Here is an 18,084-nt window from a genome sequence, read left to right as displayed (position 1 = left end):
CCGGAACTGCTTTAGGAAACCCGCAGGATGATCTTGCCGAAGACGTCGCGGCCTTCCATGCGCTTCAGCGCGGCATCGATGTCGTCGAAACCCACCTCGGTATCGATGACGGGGGCGACAAGACCGGCGGCCATCTTCTGCATGGCATTGGCCATGTTCTCCATGCGGCAGCCGAAGGAACCGAGCAGCTTCAGCTGCTGCTGGAAGAGCTGCATCAAATTGACCTGCGTCGACACGCCGGACGTCGAGCCGCAGGTGATGAGGCGGCCGCCGCGCTTCAAGGACAGCATCGAGCCGGCGAATGTATCGGCGCCGACATGCTCGAAGACGACGTCGACGCCTTTCTTCTTGGTCAGCTTGCGCACGACGCCTTCAAAACGGTCCTCGCGGTAGTTGATGACGTGGTCGGCGCCGAGCGCCTTGGCCTTGTCGATCTTGTCGTTGGAGCCGACCGTGGTGATCACCGTGCAGCCCATCTTCTTGGCGAGTTGGATCGCTGCCGTGCCGATGCCGGAGCCGCCGGCATGGACGAGGATGGTTTCGCCGGGCTCCAGCCTGGCGTTGTCGAACAGCATATGCTCGACCGTGCCGAAGGTGACTGGCGCGACCGCGGCGCCGATCTCGGTGACGCCGGGGGGAGCGGGCACCAGGAGGCGCGCCGGCAGGTTGATCTTTTCCTGGGCGAAGCCGTCGAGGTGGAAACCGTGGACGCCGGAGACATGCTCGCAGAGATTGTCGCGGCCTTCACGGCAGGCGCGGCACAGTCCGCAGGTGCGCGCGCCGTAGATCGAGACCAACTGTCCGGGCAGCAGGTTGGAGACGCCGGGGCCGACCGCCTCGACCTCGCCGGCGGCCTCGGCGCCGACGACCAGCGGCAGCTTGCGCTTGGCGAACGCCATGCCGCGCCAGCCCCAGACGTCGATATGGTTGAGCGCCACCGCCTTGATGCGCAGCGTCACTTCGCCGAGCGAAGGCGGCGGGGGAGGCGGCAGGTCCACCGTTTCGAGACGGCGGTCCTCGATAAGTTGCAATGCGCGCATTGGGCCTGTCGGTATTGTGGACGCGGAAAAACGTCCGCTTAGACCGGTTCCCGCGCCATGACAAGGCAGGTGTTCTGGCCGCCGAAGCCGAAGGAGTTCGACAAAACCGTGCCGACCTCGGCGTTGCGCTTCTTGTTCGGCACCACGTCGAGGACAATAGCCGGATCGGGATTGTCGTAATTGATGGTCGGCGGAATGACGCTTTCGCGCATAGTCATCAGCGAGAAGGCAGCCTCCACCGCGCCGGCGGCGGACAATGTGTGGCCGATCATCGACTTGTTCGACGAGATCGGCATCGAGCCGATACGCTCGCCGAAGACGGTGGACAAAGACAGATGCTCCATCTTGTCGTTCTCGGGCGTCGAGGTGCCATGTGCGTTGACATAGTCGATCTCGTCTTCGCCAAGGCCCGCATCGGCAAGGGCGGCACGCACCGCCGCGATCGCCGGCGAGCCGTCGGGCTTGGAGCGGGTGCGGTGAAAGTCGTCGGCCTTCTCGCCGCAGCCGCGCATGATGCCGAGGATCGTCGCGCCGCGGGCAAGCGCCGCCTCCAGCGATTCCAACACCAGCGCGCCCGAACCCTCGGCCAGCACGAAGCCATCGCGGTCCTTGGAGAAGGGCTTTGAGGCCTTCTCAGGGATGTCGTTGTGGGTGGAGAGCGCCGAGAGCAGCGAGAAGCGGATCAGCGCCTCGGCCGTCGCCGAGCCGTCGGCGCCGATCGACAGTGCCTTGTCGCACTCGCCGCGCCGGATCGCCTCGACGCCGAGCTGGATGGCGGTGGCGCCCGAGGCGCAGGCGGTCGAGAGCGTGATCGGCAGACCACGCGTGCCGAAGCGATCGGCCAGCCGGTCGGCGATCGAGCCGAACTGGGTGGTCTCGAAGACGTCGAGCTCCTTCAGCCCGCGCGCCACCCTCAGCAGCCTTTCGGCACCTGCTTCCTGCTTGTCGGAATTATAGAGCGAGAAACGGTCGGCCCAGTCGAGTTCGACCGGCGGCGAGGCCAGGAAAAGCGGGCCGCCGAAATCCCCGGAATCGAGGCCTGCTTCAGAGACGGCCTCCTGGGCCGCGGTCTCGGCCAGCTCGTAAGTGAGGTGGCTGGCGCCCTTCGAACTCGAGGGCAGGAAGTCGACCATGCCGGAAATGCGGGTGTTGAGTTGATCGACGGGAAAGCGGGTGATCGGATGGATACCGGATTTGCCCGAGGTCAGCGCCGCCCAATTATCGGCCTTGCCGACCCCAAGCGAGGTCACCACGCCGATGCCGGTAACGGCGACGATCGGCCTTCCCATGTGATCGCGAAGATTGGCCATGCTTTGTCTGCCTCTTATCGAGCAATTCCAGGAAAAGTGTGTAGCGGTTTTCCGTCCGGAATTGCGGAAAACCGATCTAAACGGCTTTGACCAGCCCCAGGCCCTCGAATTGGTGATAGCCAATCGCGGTTGCAAGAACGGAATTGGGGGCGCCTTCGAATGGGCGCTCCACTGTTGCATCGAAGGCAGGGTAGGGAGCCTTGCGGTCGACGGCGAGCGCCGCGAGCGCCACGGCGAAGGGGAACTGCGCTTCCTTCATATGGCCGGTCAGCGTCGAGAAGGCGCGCACGGCCAAGGCCGGGTTGGCGTCGAGCGCCGCTTTTTCGGCCGCTGTGGCGGCGTGGGCGCCGGAGGCGGCGGAAATCGTCAGCAGGTCACCATCGGGAAGGTGGGCCTGCTTCAACAGCGCGGCGATCTCTGAATTCAACTCGCCTTGCCGGCGCCTGGCGCGGCCGGAGACGACGGGGCCAAGTTCGGCGTAGATCTTGCGGCCGCGGTTTTTTGCGTGCTCGCGCTGTTCCAGCACCAGGAAGGCGCCGCCGGAGCCCGTCACCACACCGCCGCCTTCCGCCCCCTGGCGTTGCCAGACCGGCTTCCACGGGCCGCGATGCAGGTAGCCGGCAAGCTCGTAGCCGAGCAGCATGTCGGAATGTTCTGTCTGGAACGCGCCGCCGACCAGAACATGGGTCGATTGCCCGGAGCGGATGCGCGCGGCCGCAATCTCGACGGCCGCGACGCCGGCGCCTTCCTCACCCATGAAGGTGCGGGAGGAACCGGTGACCTTGTGGACGATCGAGATGTTGCCGGCGAGCAGGTTCGAGAGCTGGGCAAGGAACAAAGTCGGCCGCAGTTCGGTGGTCAGCTTCTCGTTGAGCAGCACGTCGCGGTCGTTGCGGCTCTCGGAGGCTGCAAGGATCGCGGCATCGACGGCTTCGTCGCGCTCGCCGCCGCCGGCCGCCACCACCATGTCCATGGTGGTGCAAAGCTCGTCATTGCCCTTGATGCCGGCGTCGTCCAGCGCCAGGCCGGCCGCGTAGGTACCGAGCCGCTGCCAGGTTTCCATCTGGCGCTGGTCGCCGCGCTTGGCGATCTGCAGGTTCCAGTCGATCTCGGGCAGGGGATGGATCGTATAAGGCGCGAAGCGCGCCGCATCGAGCACCGGCTGGAAACCAGGCTGCGTCAGCTTTTGCCAGTGCGCGTCGGGGCCTTCTCCCAATGAAGAGACAAGGCCTATGCCGGTGATGACGACGTCGTGCGGGCTGCTCATGGACGGCCGTGGATCAAGCAGGCGAGCGCCACATCAGGCGTTCTTGGCCGCGACGAGCGCGTCGATCTTGGCGCACAGGTTCTTCATGACGAAATAATCGTCGGTCGAAGCCTTGCCGTCGTTGACTTCCTGCGTCCACTTTTCGAGCGGCACCTTGATGCCGAATTCCTTGTCGATGGCGAAGACGATGTCGAGGAAATCGAGGCTGTCGATGCCGAGATCGTCGATCGTGTGGCTCTCGGGCGTGATGGTGTCGATGTCGATCTCGCTGGTGTCGGCAATGATCTTGGCGACTTTCTCGAACGTGGTGGACAAGGGCTCTTCCTTCGGTTGCGGGCGGAATCTGTCCGCATCTTGTTTGGGCGCTGTCTAATCGGTTTTTCCCGGCAGGAAAAGGCCTGATGCGCCGGGGGGAAATGGGTAGAGGGTTGCGGAAAGGCAAGAAGGGCCGCCGGTCGAACCGGAGGCCCTTCCGATTTTACGCCGCGTCAAGTCTGCTATTCGCGGAGCTTGACCAGATCGTTGAGCAGCCCGCCCGTCCCGTTGTGGACGGTGAGCCGCTCGACCTTGCCGGCGATGGCTTCGAGAGCCTCGAGCTCCTTCAGCCGCAGCATCACCGGGTTCTCGGCCATCACCTTGGCCGTGTTGAGCAGCGAACGCGTGGCGTTCGTCTCCTCGCGGCGGCGGATGACGTTGGCCTCGGCCTGCTTCTCGGCCGAAACCACCTGGTTGAGAATCTCGCGCATATCGCCCGGCAGGATCACATCCTTGAGAGCAATATCGCTGACTTCGACGCCGATCGCGGCCATGTCGTCGCGCACCTTGGCCGCCGCGTCCTCGTCGACCGTGACCTTCTTGTCGAGGATCTGGTCGAGCGTGAGCGCGCCAAGCGTCTTGCGGAAGGCGTACTGCAGGGCACGGTAGAGGGCTTCCGGGAAGTCCTTCACCGCGCTCACCGCCGTCACCGGATCGACGACCCGGTACTCGGCGGCGATGTTGACGCGGATCGTCACGCGATCCTTGGTCAGCACCTCCTGCCCGGCGACATCGAGCGACTGGCGCTTGATGTCGACGACCTTCACCTGGATCATGCGGCCGACATTCCAGAAGGCGTGCACGCCCGCGGCAAGCGTGCGGGTGTAGACGCCATCCACGAACAGCAACCCGACCTGGCCGTCCACGACCGGATAGAGGAACACGTGCTCCGTCTTGCGAGCCTGGCCGATCCGGCGCATCAAGGCCGGATCGACGGCGAGATCGGCCGCCGTGTCGACGGACGTCACCTTCCACGGGCCGGCATCCGTCCACAGCACAAGCTTGCGATCCGGGATGAGCACGGCATGCAAGGCGCCGTCGCGCTCGACGACGGCGACGTCGGTACGCCCGGTGCGGACGACGGTGAAATGACGCGCGGCCACATCCGGGAGCTTGTCGAACAACGCCTTCTCGTAAGCCGAAACGAATTCCGGGTTCTTCAGGTCGTGCCTGGAGATTTCCAGGTTCCCGCGCCGGTTGGCGAGCCAATGTTCGCCCGGCATCAGGACCGCCTGGATCTCGCCCTTGTAGAGGGCGACGGCACGTTCATTTTCCTTCACGAGGACGCGCTGGCGTCCAAGAAGCTTTTCGAGAATGGTCTTCATTGTCTTACTCCTGTCGGGCATGGCCCCATGCGAGGCGTCACGTCATGCGTCGATCATCCTTTTCGTTTCTCGGTTCACGTCGTCTCTTCACAGTTCCGGGCACGAATGATCCGGGGACCGGTGGCATCCACCACGGCGGGCCTTCGGGAGCGGATCGCGGGGCGGCAAAGCGGGCGCCGAAGGCCGAAGCCTTCCTTGCCGGCACTGCCGCGCCTTGATCGTCACCGCGGGCCTGGCCGCGAGCCGATGGCGCAGGACATCGCCGTCCGGCGAGGCCGGAGCCCGCCATCCGTGAAGTCCTCGCATTCCGGTCCCCGGACCGTTTTTGGATGGCTTAACAGGCCAGTGGAGAAGGATTCGAACCTTCGACCGTCAGATTAAAAGTCTGATGCTCTACCCAACTGAGCTATCCGTGGTGCTGATGAAGGGACTCGAACCCCTGACCTCCGGACCCAAATCCGGCGCTCTACCTCTGAGCTACATCGGCGATCCCAACACCCGAAACGGCACCGTACACAGCGCGGCAAAGCCGGCTGCGCGGGCGGAGGCGTAAGCTCCAACCGTTGTGCTCGCTTCGGTTTTCGTGACCGGGAGCGCGCCTATAGACCCTGCGACGGGTTGTCGCAAGCGGCATTGTCGCGGCGAATTTGCGGCTTCTTACCGGAGTGGTATTTCAGCAACACTGGCCGGCGCGATGCGTTAGAAAGTTACGCGCCCCAACACCTTGAGGCCGTCGCCGTCCGGCGCCACGACCACGGCCTCGCCCTCGCGCGGCGCCACGCCGGTGAGCGCCTCGATATTTTCCAGATGCGTGACCAGCACCAGGTTGTCGGAGCCGGAATAACCACGGATCTCCTTCATCACCGCTTCCATTTGCGCGGCCTTTTCCGCTGGGTCGGTCTTGAGCAGGTCGAGCGGCGCGAAGGGCTGCGGCTCGGATTCGAAAGCGATGCGAGCGGTGTCGAGGCAGCGGCAGTAGCGGCTGGACAGCACATGATCGATCGGCGCCGCGCGCGCCGCGAACAGCGCGCCGATGCGGCTTGCCTGCTGCTTGCCGCGCTCGGACAGATTGAGCTGGGTGGCGCAATTGCCGATGTCGAAATTCGCCGGGTCCGTCGCCCCGGTGACGAAGGCGTGGCGAAGCAGCACGACATGGCCGCCGTCGCGCAGCAGTGCCCAGCCGGCATCGGTCGCATGGGCAAGGCTCGGAACAGCCAGGAGAAAAAGCGCCAGAACAAGTCGCAGCATCGGAAGTCCCATGGCGGCCCGGGCGAGACCAAGGCCGTGATTGGCATATAGGGACCGCAAAGCCGTCCGGAAAACAAGCGGAGGCGCCGGCGCGCCGCCGATTGCACCGCGGTTGGGCCTCGCCTATCACGGGAAAGATGTCTCCGCCCGCAAAATGACTCCGCTCACAGAAACCGTCCTCTTCGTCTTCAGCCTTGTGGCGCTCGGCTATCTGGCCGGGCTCACCTTCTATCTGAAGCCGGCGAGCGGGGAGGGCATTTCCGAGTTCGCCGTCAACGTGGCGATGCCGCTGCTTTTGTTCCAGACCATGGTCAAGTCGGATTTCCACGGCGTCACGCCTTGGTCGCTGTGGGCCGCCTATTTTGCGGCCGTCGCCATCACCTGGGCCGTGGGCCATCTGGTGATTACCCGCATCTTCGGCCGGGACGCCCGCGCCGGCATCGTCGGGGGCGTTTCCTCGGCCTATTCCAATATCGTCCTGCTCGGCGCGCCGTTCATCCTGGGCATTTTCGGCGCCAACGGCTTCGAGGTGCTGTCGCTGCTGGTCTCGATTCACCTGCCGGTCATGATGATGGCCTCGATCGTGCTGTTCGAGATGTTCGGGCGCGGCAGCGACGAGACGGTGCATCCGCTGCGCGTGATCAAAAGCTTTCTCAGACGGCTGTTCATCAATCCGCTGATCATCGGCATCCTGGCGGGGCTCGCCTGGCGCCTCACCGGCGCGCCGATGCCGGACCTCGTCGAGCGGCTGGTCGACACGCTTGCCGATACCGCCGGACCGGTGGCGCTGTTCGCGATGGGGCTCAGCCTGCGCCGCTTCGGCATCTCCGGCAATATCAGGCCGGCGCTGGCGCTGTCGGCGCTGAAGCTGTTCCTGATGCCGGCGCTGGTTCTCGCCTTCGTCTGGCTGCTCGGCCTGCCGCCGCTGACGGCCAAGGTTGCGGTGGTGGTGGCAGCGCTCCCTTCGGGCATCAATTCCTATCTGATCGCCGTCCAGTTCAACACCGGCCAGGCGTTGGCCTCGAACCAGATGACGCTTGCCACCGCAAGCGCGGTGGTGACCACGTCGTTCTGGCTGACCGTGGTCATCCACGTCTTCGGATAGAGGCGCTGAGCGCGGCTCGCTTTTGCTGGCCTAACCCCTATATGCCATCTTGTGATTGCTTGCCCGCCTTTCCCTAGGTAAGAGCAATGCGCCGGCGTGCGGCTCTTGAAGCACGCTTCAACGGATATCCAGAAAAACGGCCCGATCAGCGCGCCGAACGGAGGCCAGACCATGCTTCAGAAAACCAGCCATTTCATGCGCCAGGCCAATCTCATCAATGGTGAATGGGTGCAGGCCGACAGCGGCCAGACCATCGACGTCAACAACCCGGCAACCGGCCTCAAGATCGGCACCGTGCCGAAGGCCGGCAAGGCCGAGACCCGCCGCGCCATCGAAGCGGCCGAGGAAGCCTTCAAGAGCTGGCGCAAGACCACCGCGCTCGAGCGCTCGAAGCTCCTGCGCAAGCTGCATGACGCGATGATGGACAATCAGGACGTTCTGGCCGAGCTGCTCACCATCGAGCAGGGCAAGTCGCTCACCGAGTCCAAGGGCGAGATCGGCTCGGCCGCGGCCTACATCCTGTGGTTCGCCGAGGAAGGCCGCCGCGTCTATGGCGACATCGTGCCCTCGCCATGGGGCGACCGCCGCATCCTGGTCACCAAGGAGCCGGTCGGCGTCATCGCCGCCATCACGCCGTGGAACTTCCCGTCCTCCATGCTTGCCCGCAAGATCGGCCCGGCTTTGGCCGCCGGCTGCACCGCGGTTGTGAAGCCGGCTTCGCAGACGCCTTATTCCGGGCTCGCCTGGGGCGCGCTGGTCGAGGAAGTCGGCTTCCCGAAAGGCGTCGTCAACGTCGTCACCGGTTCGGCCGGCGAGATCGGCGACGAGCTCTGCACCAATCCGCTGGTCAAGAAGATCACCTTCACCGGCTCGACCGAGGTCGGCAAGATCCTGATCCAGAAGTCGGCCTCGACAGTCAAGAAAGTGTCGATGGAGCTTGGCGGCAACGCGCCGTTCCTGGTCTTCGACGACGCCGATGTCGACCGCGCGGTGGCCGGCGCCATCACCGCCAAATACCGCAATTCCGGTCAGACCTGCGTGTGCACCAATCGCTTCCTCGTGCAGGCCGGCATCTACGACAAATTCGTCGAGAAGCTGGCCGAGGCCAGCAACAATCTGAAGGTCGGCTCGGGCCTGGAGGAAGGCGTGCAGCAGGGACCGCTGATCGACGAGAAGGCGGTCGAGAAGGTCGAGGAATTCATCGCCGACGCGACGTCGAAGGGCGGCAAGGTGGTCGCCGGCGGCAAGCGCCATGCGCTGGGCGGCTCGTTCTTCCAGCCGACGGTCATCTCCGGTGCCACGCCGAACATGCGCTTCATGAAGGAAGAGATTTTTGGGCCGATCGCGCCCGTATTCAAATTCGAGACCGAGGAAGAGGCGGTCGCCTTGGCCAACGATACCGAGTTCGGCCTCGCCGCCTATTTCTACACCGGCGATCTCGGCCGTGCCTTCCGGGTGATGGAAGGCCTGAAATACGGCATGGTCGGCGTCAATGAAGGCCTGATCACCACGCCGGAGGCGCCGTTCGGCGGCGTCAAGGAATCCGGCCTCGGCCGCGAAGGCGGGCACCAGGGCATCGAGGACTATCTCGATACCAAATATGCCTGCTTCGGCGGCCTCGGACTCTGACGTCAATTCATGGCAGAGGGCAGGCTTTGAGCCTGCCCTTGCCGGATGATACGCGGCCGGCCTAAATGCACGGATCGGAAATGACATTTCGGGCATGGCAATGAAGGACGGCGAGGTCTTCGGCACGACGCAGGCGGGCGAGGCCGTGCGCCGCTTCACGATCCGGGGGGGTGGCCTCACCGCCAACATCATCGGGCTGGGCGCCATCGTTCAGGATTTGCGTCTTGCCGGCCACGACGCGCCGCTGGTGCTGGGCTACGACCGTTTCGAACCTTACGAGACCGACCGCGCCTTCTTCGGCGCCATCGTCGGCCGCTTCGCCAACCGCATCGGCGGCGGCCGTTTCACCATTGCCGGCAAGCGCTACCAGACCGAGCGCAATTTTCTCGGCAAACATACGCTGCATGGCGGCTCGGAAGGCTTTTTCCACCGGCCATGGACGGTCTCGCTGCATGGCCGCGATTTCGTGACGCTGACATTGCACGACCCGGACGGCGCCATGGGCTTTCCCGGCGCGCTCGACGTCACCTGCACCTATCGGCTGAAGATCCCCGGCACGCTCAGCATGGAGCTGACCGCGACTTGCGAGGAGCCGACGCTCTGCAATCTCGCGCAGCATTCCTACTTCAATCTCGACGATGGCGGGGCCGGCGACATCCTCGACCACCGGCTGATGCTCAACGCCGGCGCCTACACGCCCGTCGATGACGAGATGATCCCGACCGGTGTCGTGAAGCCCGTCGACGGCACGCCTTACGACTTCCGGCAGGCGCGGCCGCTGCGCATGGAAATGGAAGGCGAGCAGCTTCGCTACGACCAGAATTTCTGTCTTGCCTCCAGCCGTGGACCGCTGCATCAGGCGGCCTGGGTGCAAGGCGCCAATTCGGGCGTCGAGATGGAGGTCTGGACCACCGAGCCCGGACTGCAGCTCTATATCGGCCAGTATGTGGCCCCGACGTCGCCGGGGCTCGATGGTCGCCGCTACAAGGCGTTTTCGGGCCTCTGCCTCGAAGCGCAGACCTGGCCGGACGCACCGAACCGGCCGTATTTCCCGCAGGCAACGCTGTGGCCTGGGCAGATTTATCGTCAGGTTACGGAATACCGGTTCCGTCTGCCTTAAAGGTTTGACGGTATTGAAGTGAGGTCGGCCTAAGCTTCGATACCGCTTAACTGTGGAACGCGGCTCTCAACGTCTCGAACGGCGCCAGCGCGCCGCGAACCTGCACCACCGCGGCTGCGACTTTGTGCGCACGGCGCGCCGCGTCGCCCGGCGTATGGCCGGCAAGCCGCGCTGCGAGATAGCCGCCATTGAAGGAATCGCCGGCGCCGGTGGTGTCGACAGGGGCGGCCACATGAAGCGCGTCGACGATCTGCGAAGCGCCGTTCCGCGCAATCAAGGCCGGCTGCTCGCCATTCTTGACCACGACCTCGCCGGCCAGCTTGCCAAGGCGCTCCGCCGTTGTCTGCGGCGTCGCGTCGCCGAACAGCATCTGCTCGTCCGGAAAAGTCGGCAGCGCGATGTCAGCCACCGCAAGCGCCTCAATGATCGCGCCCTGGGCGATCTCGCGGCTCTGCCACAGACGCGGCCGATAGTTCGGGTCGAAGGCGACGACCGAGCCGGCCTTGCGTGCCGCAACTATGGCCGTCAGCAAAGTTTTCCGCGCGGCCTCGTCCAGAATTGCCAAGGTGATTCCGGAAAAATAGACAAGTGCCTGGTTTTCAAGGCTCTTCGCCAAGGCTCTCGGATCGGAGGCGAGCTGGCGCGCGGCAGCGTCGCTTCGCCAATAGGTAAAGGCGCGCTCGGCCCCAGTGAGCGTTATGGCGTAAAGGCCGGGGCGCGCGCCGGCGATGACCGGACTGTTGCCGACGCCGATGCCGTTCTGGCCGAAGAAGGCGATCTGGTCGCGCGAGAAGGGATCGTCGCCGAAGGCCGTCACATAGGTCGCGGGCCGATCCGGGCTCAAGGCGTGCAATGCCCAGAGCGTGTTGAAGGTGTCGCCGGCAAAGCCCATGCGCCAGTCCGAACCGCTCCGGCCCGACAGTTCCAGCATGCATTCGCCGATCGACGCGATACCCTTGGCCATGCGAGCTTATCCCCTTCCTAAGATGTTGTTGCTGTAGCTTTTTGCGGCCGGCAGCGCCATGCTTGGCTGGCGGCGAATTTTGCGCCAGAAGCGATTTCCCACAGGCAGTGCGGGACGCGACAAGCGGCCCGCGACGTTAGCAGCCGAAGAGGAACGGGTTTGGCATCGATATGGCGTTACATCCTTGCGGGTCTCGGTCTGGCCGCGCTGCTGGTCGGCATCGTGGCCGCCGTCTATCTGACGTTGCCGCAATCGGCGCCCGGTCCGGACCTGTCGCGCTCGAAGAAGACGGCGAACGGCCTGTTCCTCGCGAGCTTCGAGCCGGAGCGCGGCGTGGTCCGGCAGGGCGAGCTGCAGTCCTGGCTGCTGACGCTGAAAACTGCCGCCGGCGCGCCGGTGGAGGGGGCCGCCATCACCGTTTCGGGCGGTATGCCTCAGCACGATCACGGCCTGCCGACCAGTCCGCAGGCGACCGATTACCTGGGGGAGGGACGCTACCGCATCGACGGCGTGAAGTTCACCATGAGCGGCTGGTGGCAGCTGCACTTCGGTATCTCGGCGGCGGCCGGATCCGATTCCGTCGTCTTCAACGTCGTGTTGTGAGTGGGCGATGAGGCATATTGTCGGCATTGCAGGTCTGCTGGCCTTGGCCGCTCTCGCCTTGGTGGGCGGCTGCGGCGAGCCGCAATTCAGCGACGCCGAGAAAAAGATCATCGCGTCTTTGGCCCTGAACACGCTGCCGTCCTTGAAACCCGACACCACGAACCGGTATGCGGATGTGCCCGCGGCAGCCGCGCTCGGCTCGACGCTGTTCTTCGATGTCGGCATGAGCCGAGACGGCACGGTATCCTGCTCCACCTGCCACAAGATCGACCGCCAGTTCCAGGACGACCTGCCGCAGGCGGTTGGCGTCGGCCACACCAACCGGCGCACGATGCCGCTGGCCGGTGTGGCGCGCAATCCGTGGTTCTTCTGGGACGGACGGCGCGACAGCCTGTGGGCGCAAGCGCTGACGCCGCTTGAAAACCCGCTGGAGCAGGCCGGCAACCGGGCGGCTTTCGCGCATTACATCAAGAAGCGATTCGGCGAGCGCTATGAGCGCATCTTCGGACCGCTGCCTGACCTTTCCACCGTGCCGGCCAATGCCAGCCCGCTCGGCACAGATGCCGAGAAGGCGGCGTGGAACGCCATGCCCGCCGGCCAGCAAGAGGACGTCAACCGCGTCTTCGCCAATATCGGCAAGGCGATCGCCGCCTTCGAGCGCTCGATCGAGCCTGAGCAGACGCGCTTCGACCGCTTCGCCATCGATTTGGCGACCGGCGCCAAGCCGGAAGGGGATGCGGCGTTCTCGCCGGAGGAAATCCTTGGGCTAAAACTGTTCATCGGCAAGGCCAATTGCGTGACCTGCCACAACGGCCCGCGTTTCACCGACAATTCCTTCCACAACACCGGCGTACCGCCGGTCGACGGCCTGCCGCCGGACCGCGGGCGCGTCGATGGCGTGGCGCAGGTCGAGGCCGATCCGTTCAACTGCTTCGGCAAGTTCCGCGACGGCGACGAAAGCGCCTGCCGCGAGCTTCGCTTCATGGTCAAGGACGGGCTGCAAATCATGCGCGCCTACAAGACGCCGTCGCTCAGGGGCGCGGCGGGTCGCCCGCCTTACATGCATGCCGGGCAGTTCGCGACGCTCGACGAGGTGGTGGCGCATTATTCGAAGGCGCCGCTTGCCGTCGAAGGTATATCGGAAGTGCATCCGCTCGACCTGTCCGACCGCGAGCGTGCGGCCTTGGTGGCGTTCCTCAAGACGCTTGATTGACCCCATCTAGCTGTCGATATTGATTGAATGATTATTGCAAAAAAGGTATATTCTATCCGATGGCTTGGGTCGTGGAATTCCTCAATGCTAATGTGAGGCAGGAGCTTGAGGCTCAACCCAAAGATATTCTCGCTAGCTTCCTGCGCATATCGCGACTGATCGAAGCGCATGGTTTGCAGAAAATCCACGAGCCCTACGTCAAACATTTGGAGGGCCGGCTCTGGGAAATGCGAATGAAGGGTCGTGATGGCATTGCACGCGCTGTCTATGTGACCGCAACCGAACGTCGTGTGGTTATCGTGCGGGTTTTCACCAAGAAAACTCAGAAGACCCCGCGAAGCGAAATCGAACTGGCTCTTAAGCGAGCGAAGGAGGTTCTATGAGCCGGAAAGCAATTCCCGTCGAGGAAGCGGCCAAGGACTGGCTGAAGGATCCGGAATTCGTTGCCGAGTACGAGGCCCTAGAAGAAGAGTTCGCGCTGGCCGAGGCTTTAATAAAGGCTCGCGGCGAAGCCGACATGACTCAGGAACAGGTTGCCGTTGCTATGGGAACGACGCAGGCTGTGATCGCCCGCTTGGAGAGCGGCCGGAATATGCCTTCCACCAGAACTTTGCAGCGCTTCGCCAAAGCAACTGGCTCGAAGTTGCGCATCAGCTTCGAGCCAAGCAGACCGAAGTCTCGCACCGGACGTTGATGATTAACGATCCTTGACCGTCTCCATCGCCACGAAAGTCGAGGTCTGGGCGACGTGGGGCAGGGCTGAGATGCGCTCGCCGAGCACGCGGCGATAGGCGGCGATGTCGGTGGTGCGCACCTTCAGCAGATAGTCGAAGCTCGAGGCCATCATGTGGCACTGCTCGACCTCCGGCACGCCCTGCACAGCGCGGTTGAAGGCGTCGAGCGCCGCTGAGCGCGTGTCCGACAGTTTTACCTGGACGAAGGCGACATGGCCTTCGCCCATGCGCTCGCGGTCAATGACAGCGCGGTAGCCTCTGATATAGCCGTCCTTCTCCAACCGCTTCACCCGCGCCTGGACCGGCGTCTTCGAGAGGCCGACCTTCAAAGCCAGTTCAGACATCGAAAGCCGACCGTCGCGCCCGAGCGCGGACAGGATGTTGCGGTCGATGCGGTCCAATTGGTCTTCGATCATCGAAACGGCAGTCAAAAAGTTGGAAACGATGCCCATATGATAGATCGAATGGACTATCCTGTCGATTTCTTTGGACCGACTGAAATTCGCAGCTGTGCTAGCTTGCGCCATTCGGTCCGGCGACCGCCAGACCGTTCGCTCACGCTCGCTTTCATGGACCCGACATGCCGCTCGACGCCATCCGCCAGCAGATCCGCGCCAATTATTTGCCCGACGAAGACGAGGCGGTGAAGCGCCTGTCGGCGGCGGCGGGACTTTCGGCGGAGGAGCGCAAGGCGATCTCGGCGCGCGCGGCCGACCTTGTGCGGGCAGTGCGCGGCTCGACCGATCCGAGGCTGATGGAGGTCTTCCTCTCGGCTTATGGCCTGTCGACGAAGGAAGGCGTGGCGCTGATGTGCCTGGCCGAAGCGTTGCTGCGCGTGCCGGACGCCGAGACGATGGACGATCTCATCGCCGACAAGATCGCGCCGCATGACTGGTCGGCGCATTCGGGCAGCTCGAGCTCGATCTTCGTCAACGCCTCGACCTGGGCGCTGATGCTGACCGGCCGTGTGCTCGACGAAGGCGAGGGCGGCATCGAAGGCACGCTGCGCGCCATGGTGCGCAGGCTGGGCGAGCCGGTGATCCGCAAGGCAGTCGCCGCGGCGATGCGCGAGATGGGCGAGCAGTTCGTGCTTGGCCGCACCATCGCCGAGGCCGTCAAGCGCGGCCGGCCGATGACGCAGAAGGGCTATCTCTATTCCTTCGATATGTTGGGCGAGGCGGCCCGCACCGAAGCCGACGCCCTGCGCTACCACCGCGCCTATGCGGACGCGATCTCGTCGCTGGATGCCGGCTCGAACGGCCCCGACATCCGCCACAATAACGGCATTTCGGTCAAGCTCTCGGCGCTGCATCCGCGCTACGAGGTGGCGCAAAAGGAGACCATGCTGCCGGTGATGGCCGAACGGCTTCTGTCGCTGGCGCTTGCCGCCCGGCATTCGCGCATGGGCCTCAACATCGATGCCGAGGAGGCCGACCGGCTCGATCTCTCGCTCGACGTCATCGAACGCGTGCTGGCCGAGCCGGAACTTGCCGGCTGGGACGGTTTCGGCGTCGTCGTCCAGGCCTATGGCCCGCGCGCGGCCCTCGTCATCGACTGGCTCTATGCGCTCGCCAAGAAATATGACCGCCGGATCATGGTGCGGTTGGTGAAGGGCGCCTATTGGGACACGGAGATCAAGCGGGCGCAGACGCTCGGCCTGTCCGGCTATCCGGTCTTCACCCGCAAGGCCAACACCGACGTTTCGTATCTGGCCTGCGCGAAGAAGCTTTTGTCGATGACCGACCGCATCTATCCGCAGTTCGCCACGCATAACGCGCATACGGTTGCCGCCATCCTGTCGATGGCAAAGGACCGTGACAGCTTCGAGTTCCAGCGCCTGCACGGAATGGGCGAATCCCTGCACGAGACGGTGCGCAAGGCCGAAGGCACGCGCTGCCGCATCTACGCGCCGGTCGGCGCGCATTCCGACCTGCTTGCCTATCTGGTACGGCGTCTGCTGGAAAACGGCGCCAACTCGTCATTCGTCCACCAGTTGACCGACGAGGAGGTCGAACCGGAGGAGATCGCGCGCGACCCGCTCACGGTTGTCGAGAAACAGGGGCCGGCCGCCAATCCCGCGATCGCGCGCCCGGCCGCGATCTTTGGCGCCGGCCGCCGCAACTCGAAAGGCTTCGACATCACCGATCCGGTGACGCTCGCAGCCATCGACAAGGCTCGGGCGGAGTTCGCCGGACCGGATCGCTGGTACGCCAAGCCGGTCACGCGCGCCGCCGGCTACGGCAAGCAGCGCCAGGTCGTCAATCCGGCCAAGCCCGACGAGATCGTCGGCACCGTGCATGAGGCGGCGGCCAAGCAGGTGGCGACCGCCGTGCGCATCGCCGTCGACGCGCAACCTGCCTGGGCGAAGCGTCCGGTTGCCGAACGCGCCGCGATCCTGAACCGCGCGGCCGACCTCTACGAGGCCAATGCCGCCGAGTTCTTCGCTTTGGCCACTCGCGAGGCTGGCAAGTCGCTGGCCGACGGCGTCGCCGAACTGCGCGAGGCGGTCGACTTCCTGCGCTACTACGCGGCCGAGGCCGCGAATGCCGAGGCCGGCACCGAGGCGCGTGGCGCGATCGTCTGCATTTCGCCCTGGAATTTCCCGCTGGCGATCTTCACCGGCCAGATCGCTGCGGCTTTGGTCACCGGCAATTCGGTCATCGCCAAGCCGGCGGAACAGACGCCGCTGATCGCCTTCCGCGCCGTCGAAATGCTGCGCGAGGCCGGCGTGCCGGAGGATGTCATTCAGCTTCTGCCGGGCGATGGCCCGTCCGTCGGCGCGCCGCTTACCGCCGATCCCCGCATTGCGGGTGTCTGCTTCACGGGCTCGACCGAGGTCGCCAAGCTGATTGAGAAACAGCTGGCCGAGACCGCGGCGCCCGATGCGATGCTGATCGCCGAGACCGGCGGCTTGAATGCGATGATCGTCGATTCCACGGCCCTGCCGGAGCAGGCGGTGCGCGACATCCTCGCTTCAGCCTTCCAGAGCGCCGGCCAGCGCTGCTCGGCGCTGCGCGTGCTCTACGTCCAGAAGGATGTCGAGAAGAAGATGCTGGAAATGCTCAAGGGCGCGATGGAAGCGCTCACCGTCGGCGATCCTTGGGCCATCTCGACCGATGTCGGTCCGGTCATCGACGACGAGGCTCAAAGTGCGATCAGCGACTATTGCAAGAAGAAGGGGCTGGAAGGCCGGCTGATCGCCAAGCTGGAAGCGCCGGTCTCCGGCCGCTTCGTCGCCCCGCATGTCTTCCGCGTCAAGGGCATCGAGGAGATGGAGCGCGAGGTGTTCGGCCCGGTGCTGCATGTCGCAACCTTCGACGCCGACGACATCGACCAGGTGATCGCCGCCATCAACCGCAAGGGCTACGGCCTGACCTTCGGCCTGCACACCCGCATCGAGGGCCGCGTCCAGCATTTCGTCGACGGAATCCATGCCGGCAACATCTATGTCAACCGCAACCAGATCGGCGCCGTCGTCGGCTCGCAGCCCTTCGGTGGCGAGGGGCTTTCGGGCACCGGGCCCAAGGCCGGCGGACCGCATTACCTGCGGCGCTTCCGCAAGGGGCCGGAGGCAGGCACCGAGGTCGGCGAGGGCCATAAGGTGACGGCGACCGAGCTGGCAGACAATCTGCCGGATCCGACGCTCGGCGGCTGGTCGACGCGGCCGGACCGCGTCGCGATCCTGAGGAAGCATCTGCGCGGCAAGGGCGCGGCGGCAATTGCTGCGGCGGCAAGCCTCGACTTCGGGCAGGTCGACCTGCCCGGGCCGACCGGCGAAGCCAACACGCTGTCGCTGGCGCCGCGCGGCCGGGTGCTCTGCCTCGGACCGGATGCCGAGACGCTGCTTGCCCAGACGATCCAGGCGCTCGCGGCCGGCAATGCGGTGCTGGCGGTGGCGCCAGGCGCGCCGGCCGCGCTGTCGGCGCTGACCGGCAAGGGCCTGCCGCTGGCAGCGATCGACGGCCGGCCCGACCCCGTGGAGGCGCGCTCGCTCCGGATCGACGTCGTCGCCTTCTCCGGCACGCCGGAGGCGGCGCGAATCGTGCGCAAGGTGATCGCCGAACGCGCCGGGCCGATCGTGCCGCTGGTCAGCGAGGTGCTGAATCCTGCAGCTTACGCGCACGAGCGCGCGGTCTGCGTCGACACGACGGCCGCAGGCGGAAACGCCAGCCTGCTGGCCGCGGCCTAATTAGCGCGAGAGGCGCAGTTTG

General features: G+C 64.9%; 16 protein-coding genes and 2 tRNA genes. 8 read left to right on the top strand and 10 right to left on the bottom strand.

Features of this window, described 5'->3' with window-relative positions:
- Positions 1-11 precede the first annotated feature (11 nt).
- The 8 genes from P9273_RS05320 to P9273_RS05285 all read right to left on the bottom strand — a co-directional run bounded on the left by P9273_RS05320 (position 12) and on the right by P9273_RS05285 (position 6,505).
- Positions 12-1,040 carry a zinc-binding dehydrogenase gene (locus P9273_RS05320; protein ID WP_278047956.1) on the bottom strand — a complete coding sequence of 343 codons (1,029 nt, stop codon included), beginning with the start codon at positions 1,038-1,040 and terminating at the stop codon, positions 12-14.
- A 38-nt stretch (positions 1,041-1,078) separates the two neighbouring features.
- Positions 1,079-2,350 carry a beta-ketoacyl-ACP synthase gene (locus P9273_RS05315; RefSeq protein ID WP_278047955.1) on the bottom strand — a complete coding sequence of 424 codons (1,272 nt, stop codon included), beginning with the start codon at positions 2,348-2,350 and terminating at the stop codon, positions 1,079-1,081.
- Positions 2,351-2,426: 76 nt separating this feature from the next.
- The gene (locus P9273_RS05310; protein WP_278047954.1) at positions 2,427-3,617 is read right to left on the bottom strand and encodes a beta-ketoacyl-ACP synthase; all 1,191 of its coding nucleotides are present in this window, start codon (positions 3,615-3,617) and stop codon (positions 2,427-2,429) included.
- A 33-nt stretch (positions 3,618-3,650) separates the two neighbouring features.
- Complete coding sequence (locus P9273_RS05305; RefSeq protein ID WP_040981809.1) at positions 3,651-3,932, bottom strand: acyl carrier protein; 282 nt, start codon at positions 3,930-3,932, stop codon at positions 3,651-3,653.
- Between the two features lie 182 nt (positions 3,933-4,114).
- Positions 4,115-5,257 carry a slipin family protein gene (locus P9273_RS05300; protein WP_278047953.1) on the bottom strand — a complete coding sequence of 381 codons (1,143 nt, stop codon included), beginning with the start codon at positions 5,255-5,257 and terminating at the stop codon, positions 4,115-4,117.
- 342 nt (positions 5,258-5,599) lie between these two features.
- Positions 5,600-5,668, bottom strand: a tRNA-Lys gene (locus P9273_RS05295).
- 2 nt (positions 5,669-5,670) lie between these two features.
- Positions 5,671-5,744, bottom strand: a tRNA-OTHER gene (locus tag P9273_RS05290).
- A gap of 212 nt (positions 5,745-5,956) precedes the next feature.
- Positions 5,957-6,505 carry a histidine phosphatase family protein gene (locus P9273_RS05285; RefSeq protein WP_278047952.1) on the bottom strand — a complete coding sequence of 183 codons (549 nt, stop codon included), beginning with the start codon at positions 6,503-6,505 and terminating at the stop codon, positions 5,957-5,959.
- Positions 6,506-6,659: 154 nt separating this feature from the next.
- On the opposite strand from P9273_RS05285, the gene P9273_RS05280 reads away from it, so the two are divergent.
- The 3 genes from P9273_RS05280 (at position 6,660) to P9273_RS05270 (ending at position 10,359) form a co-directional block, all read left to right on the top strand.
- Positions 6,660-7,610, top strand: a complete 951-nt coding sequence (locus tag P9273_RS05280; protein ID WP_278047951.1) for an AEC family transporter — start codon at positions 6,660-6,662, stop codon at positions 7,608-7,610.
- A gap of 171 nt (positions 7,611-7,781) precedes the next feature.
- Positions 7,782-9,239, top strand: coding sequence for an NAD-dependent succinate-semialdehyde dehydrogenase (locus P9273_RS05275; RefSeq protein ID WP_278047950.1), 1,458 nt, complete (start codon positions 7,782-7,784; stop codon positions 9,237-9,239).
- 94 nt (positions 9,240-9,333) lie between these two features.
- Positions 9,334-10,359 carry an aldose epimerase family protein gene (locus P9273_RS05270; protein WP_278047949.1) on the top strand — a complete coding sequence of 342 codons (1,026 nt, stop codon included), beginning with the start codon at positions 9,334-9,336 and terminating at the stop codon, positions 10,357-10,359.
- Positions 10,360-10,405: 46 nt separating this feature from the next.
- On the opposite strand, the gene P9273_RS05265 is transcribed toward P9273_RS05270, so the two are convergent.
- Positions 10,406-11,323: a sugar kinase gene (locus P9273_RS05265; protein WP_278047948.1), complete on the bottom strand. Its 918-nt coding sequence runs from the start codon at positions 11,321-11,323 to the stop codon at positions 10,406-10,408.
- Between the two features lie 159 nt (positions 11,324-11,482).
- On the opposite strand from P9273_RS05265, the gene P9273_RS05260 reads away from it, so the two are divergent.
- From P9273_RS05260 to P9273_RS05245, 4 genes are all read left to right on the top strand, one after another.
- Positions 11,483-11,926, top strand: a complete 444-nt coding sequence (locus P9273_RS05260; protein WP_278047947.1) for a FixH family protein — start codon at positions 11,483-11,485, stop codon at positions 11,924-11,926.
- Positions 11,927-11,933: 7 nt separating this feature from the next.
- On the top strand, positions 11,934-13,139 hold the full coding sequence (locus P9273_RS05255; RefSeq protein ID WP_278047946.1) for a cytochrome-c peroxidase: 1,206 nt from the start codon (positions 11,934-11,936) through the stop codon (positions 13,137-13,139).
- 71 nt (positions 13,140-13,210) lie between these two features.
- Positions 13,211-13,522: a type II toxin-antitoxin system RelE/ParE family toxin gene (locus P9273_RS05250; protein ID WP_336619361.1), complete on the top strand. Its 312-nt coding sequence runs from the start codon at positions 13,211-13,213 to the stop codon at positions 13,520-13,522.
- Positions 13,519-13,833, top strand: coding sequence for a helix-turn-helix domain-containing protein (locus P9273_RS05245; protein WP_278047945.1), 315 nt, complete (start codon positions 13,519-13,521; stop codon positions 13,831-13,833). Before P9273_RS05250 ends, P9273_RS05245 begins: the two co-directional genes overlap by 4 nt.
- 3 nt (positions 13,834-13,836) lie before the next feature.
- Here P9273_RS05245 and P9273_RS05240 read toward each other — a convergent pair whose 3' ends face one another.
- Complete coding sequence (locus P9273_RS05240) at positions 13,837-14,289, bottom strand: Lrp/AsnC family transcriptional regulator (RefSeq protein WP_278048382.1); 453 nt, start codon at positions 14,287-14,289, stop codon at positions 13,837-13,839.
- 164 nt (positions 14,290-14,453) lie between these two features.
- Here P9273_RS05240 and putA point away from each other — a divergent pair, with 164 nt between their 5' ends.
- A complete protein-coding gene (putA, locus tag P9273_RS05235; protein WP_278047944.1) occupies positions 14,454-18,062 on the top strand; it encodes a bifunctional proline dehydrogenase/L-glutamate gamma-semialdehyde dehydrogenase PutA in 3,609 nt (1,202 codons plus the stop codon).
- The last annotated feature ends 22 nt before the right edge of the window (positions 18,063-18,084 follow it).

The sequence above is a fragment of the Mesorhizobium sp. WSM4935 genome, from assembly GCF_029625735.1.
Taxonomy (GTDB): Bacteria; Pseudomonadota; Alphaproteobacteria; order Rhizobiales; family Rhizobiaceae; genus Mesorhizobium.
This window is presented reverse-complemented; position numbering and strand designations above follow the sequence as displayed.

Excerpts from the sequence above, each read along its gene's own strand:
- P9273_RS05310 (WP_278047954.1), bottom strand. The coding sequence starts at position 3,617 with ATGAGCAGCCCGCACGACGTCGTCATCACCGGCATAGGCCTTGTCTCT.
- P9273_RS05265 (WP_278047948.1), bottom strand. The coding sequence starts at position 11,323 with ATGGCCAAGGGTATCGCGTCGATCGGCGAATGCATGCTGGAACTGTCG.
- P9273_RS05285 (WP_278047952.1), bottom strand. The coding sequence starts at position 6,505 with ATGCTGCGACTTGTTCTGGCGCTTTTTCTCCTGGCTGTTCCGAGCCTT.
- P9273_RS05320 (WP_278047956.1), bottom strand. The coding sequence starts at position 1,040 with ATGCGCGCATTGCAACTTATCGAGGACCGCCGTCTCGAAACGGTGGAC.
- P9273_RS05275 (WP_278047950.1), top strand. The coding sequence starts at position 7,782 with ATGCTTCAGAAAACCAGCCATTTCATGCGCCAGGCCAATCTCATCAAT.
- P9273_RS05300 (WP_278047953.1), bottom strand. The coding sequence starts at position 5,257 with ATGAAGACCATTCTCGAAAAGCTTCTTGGACGCCAGCGCGTCCTCGTG.
- putA (WP_278047944.1), top strand. The coding sequence starts at position 14,454 with ATGCCGCTCGACGCCATCCGCCAGCAGATCCGCGCCAATTATTTGCCC.
- P9273_RS05240 (WP_278048382.1), bottom strand. The coding sequence starts at position 14,289 with ATGATCGAAGACCAATTGGACCGCATCGACCGCAACATCCTGTCCGCG.
- P9273_RS05270 (WP_278047949.1), top strand. The coding sequence starts at position 9,334 with ATGGCAATGAAGGACGGCGAGGTCTTCGGCACGACGCAGGCGGGCGAG.
- P9273_RS05280 (WP_278047951.1), top strand. The coding sequence starts at position 6,660 with ATGACTCCGCTCACAGAAACCGTCCTCTTCGTCTTCAGCCTTGTGGCG.
- P9273_RS05245 (WP_278047945.1), top strand. The coding sequence starts at position 13,519 with ATGAGCCGGAAAGCAATTCCCGTCGAGGAAGCGGCCAAGGACTGGCTG.
- P9273_RS05255 (WP_278047946.1), top strand. The coding sequence starts at position 11,934 with ATGAGGCATATTGTCGGCATTGCAGGTCTGCTGGCCTTGGCCGCTCTC.
- P9273_RS05315 (WP_278047955.1), bottom strand. The coding sequence starts at position 2,350 with ATGGCCAATCTTCGCGATCACATGGGAAGGCCGATCGTCGCCGTTACC.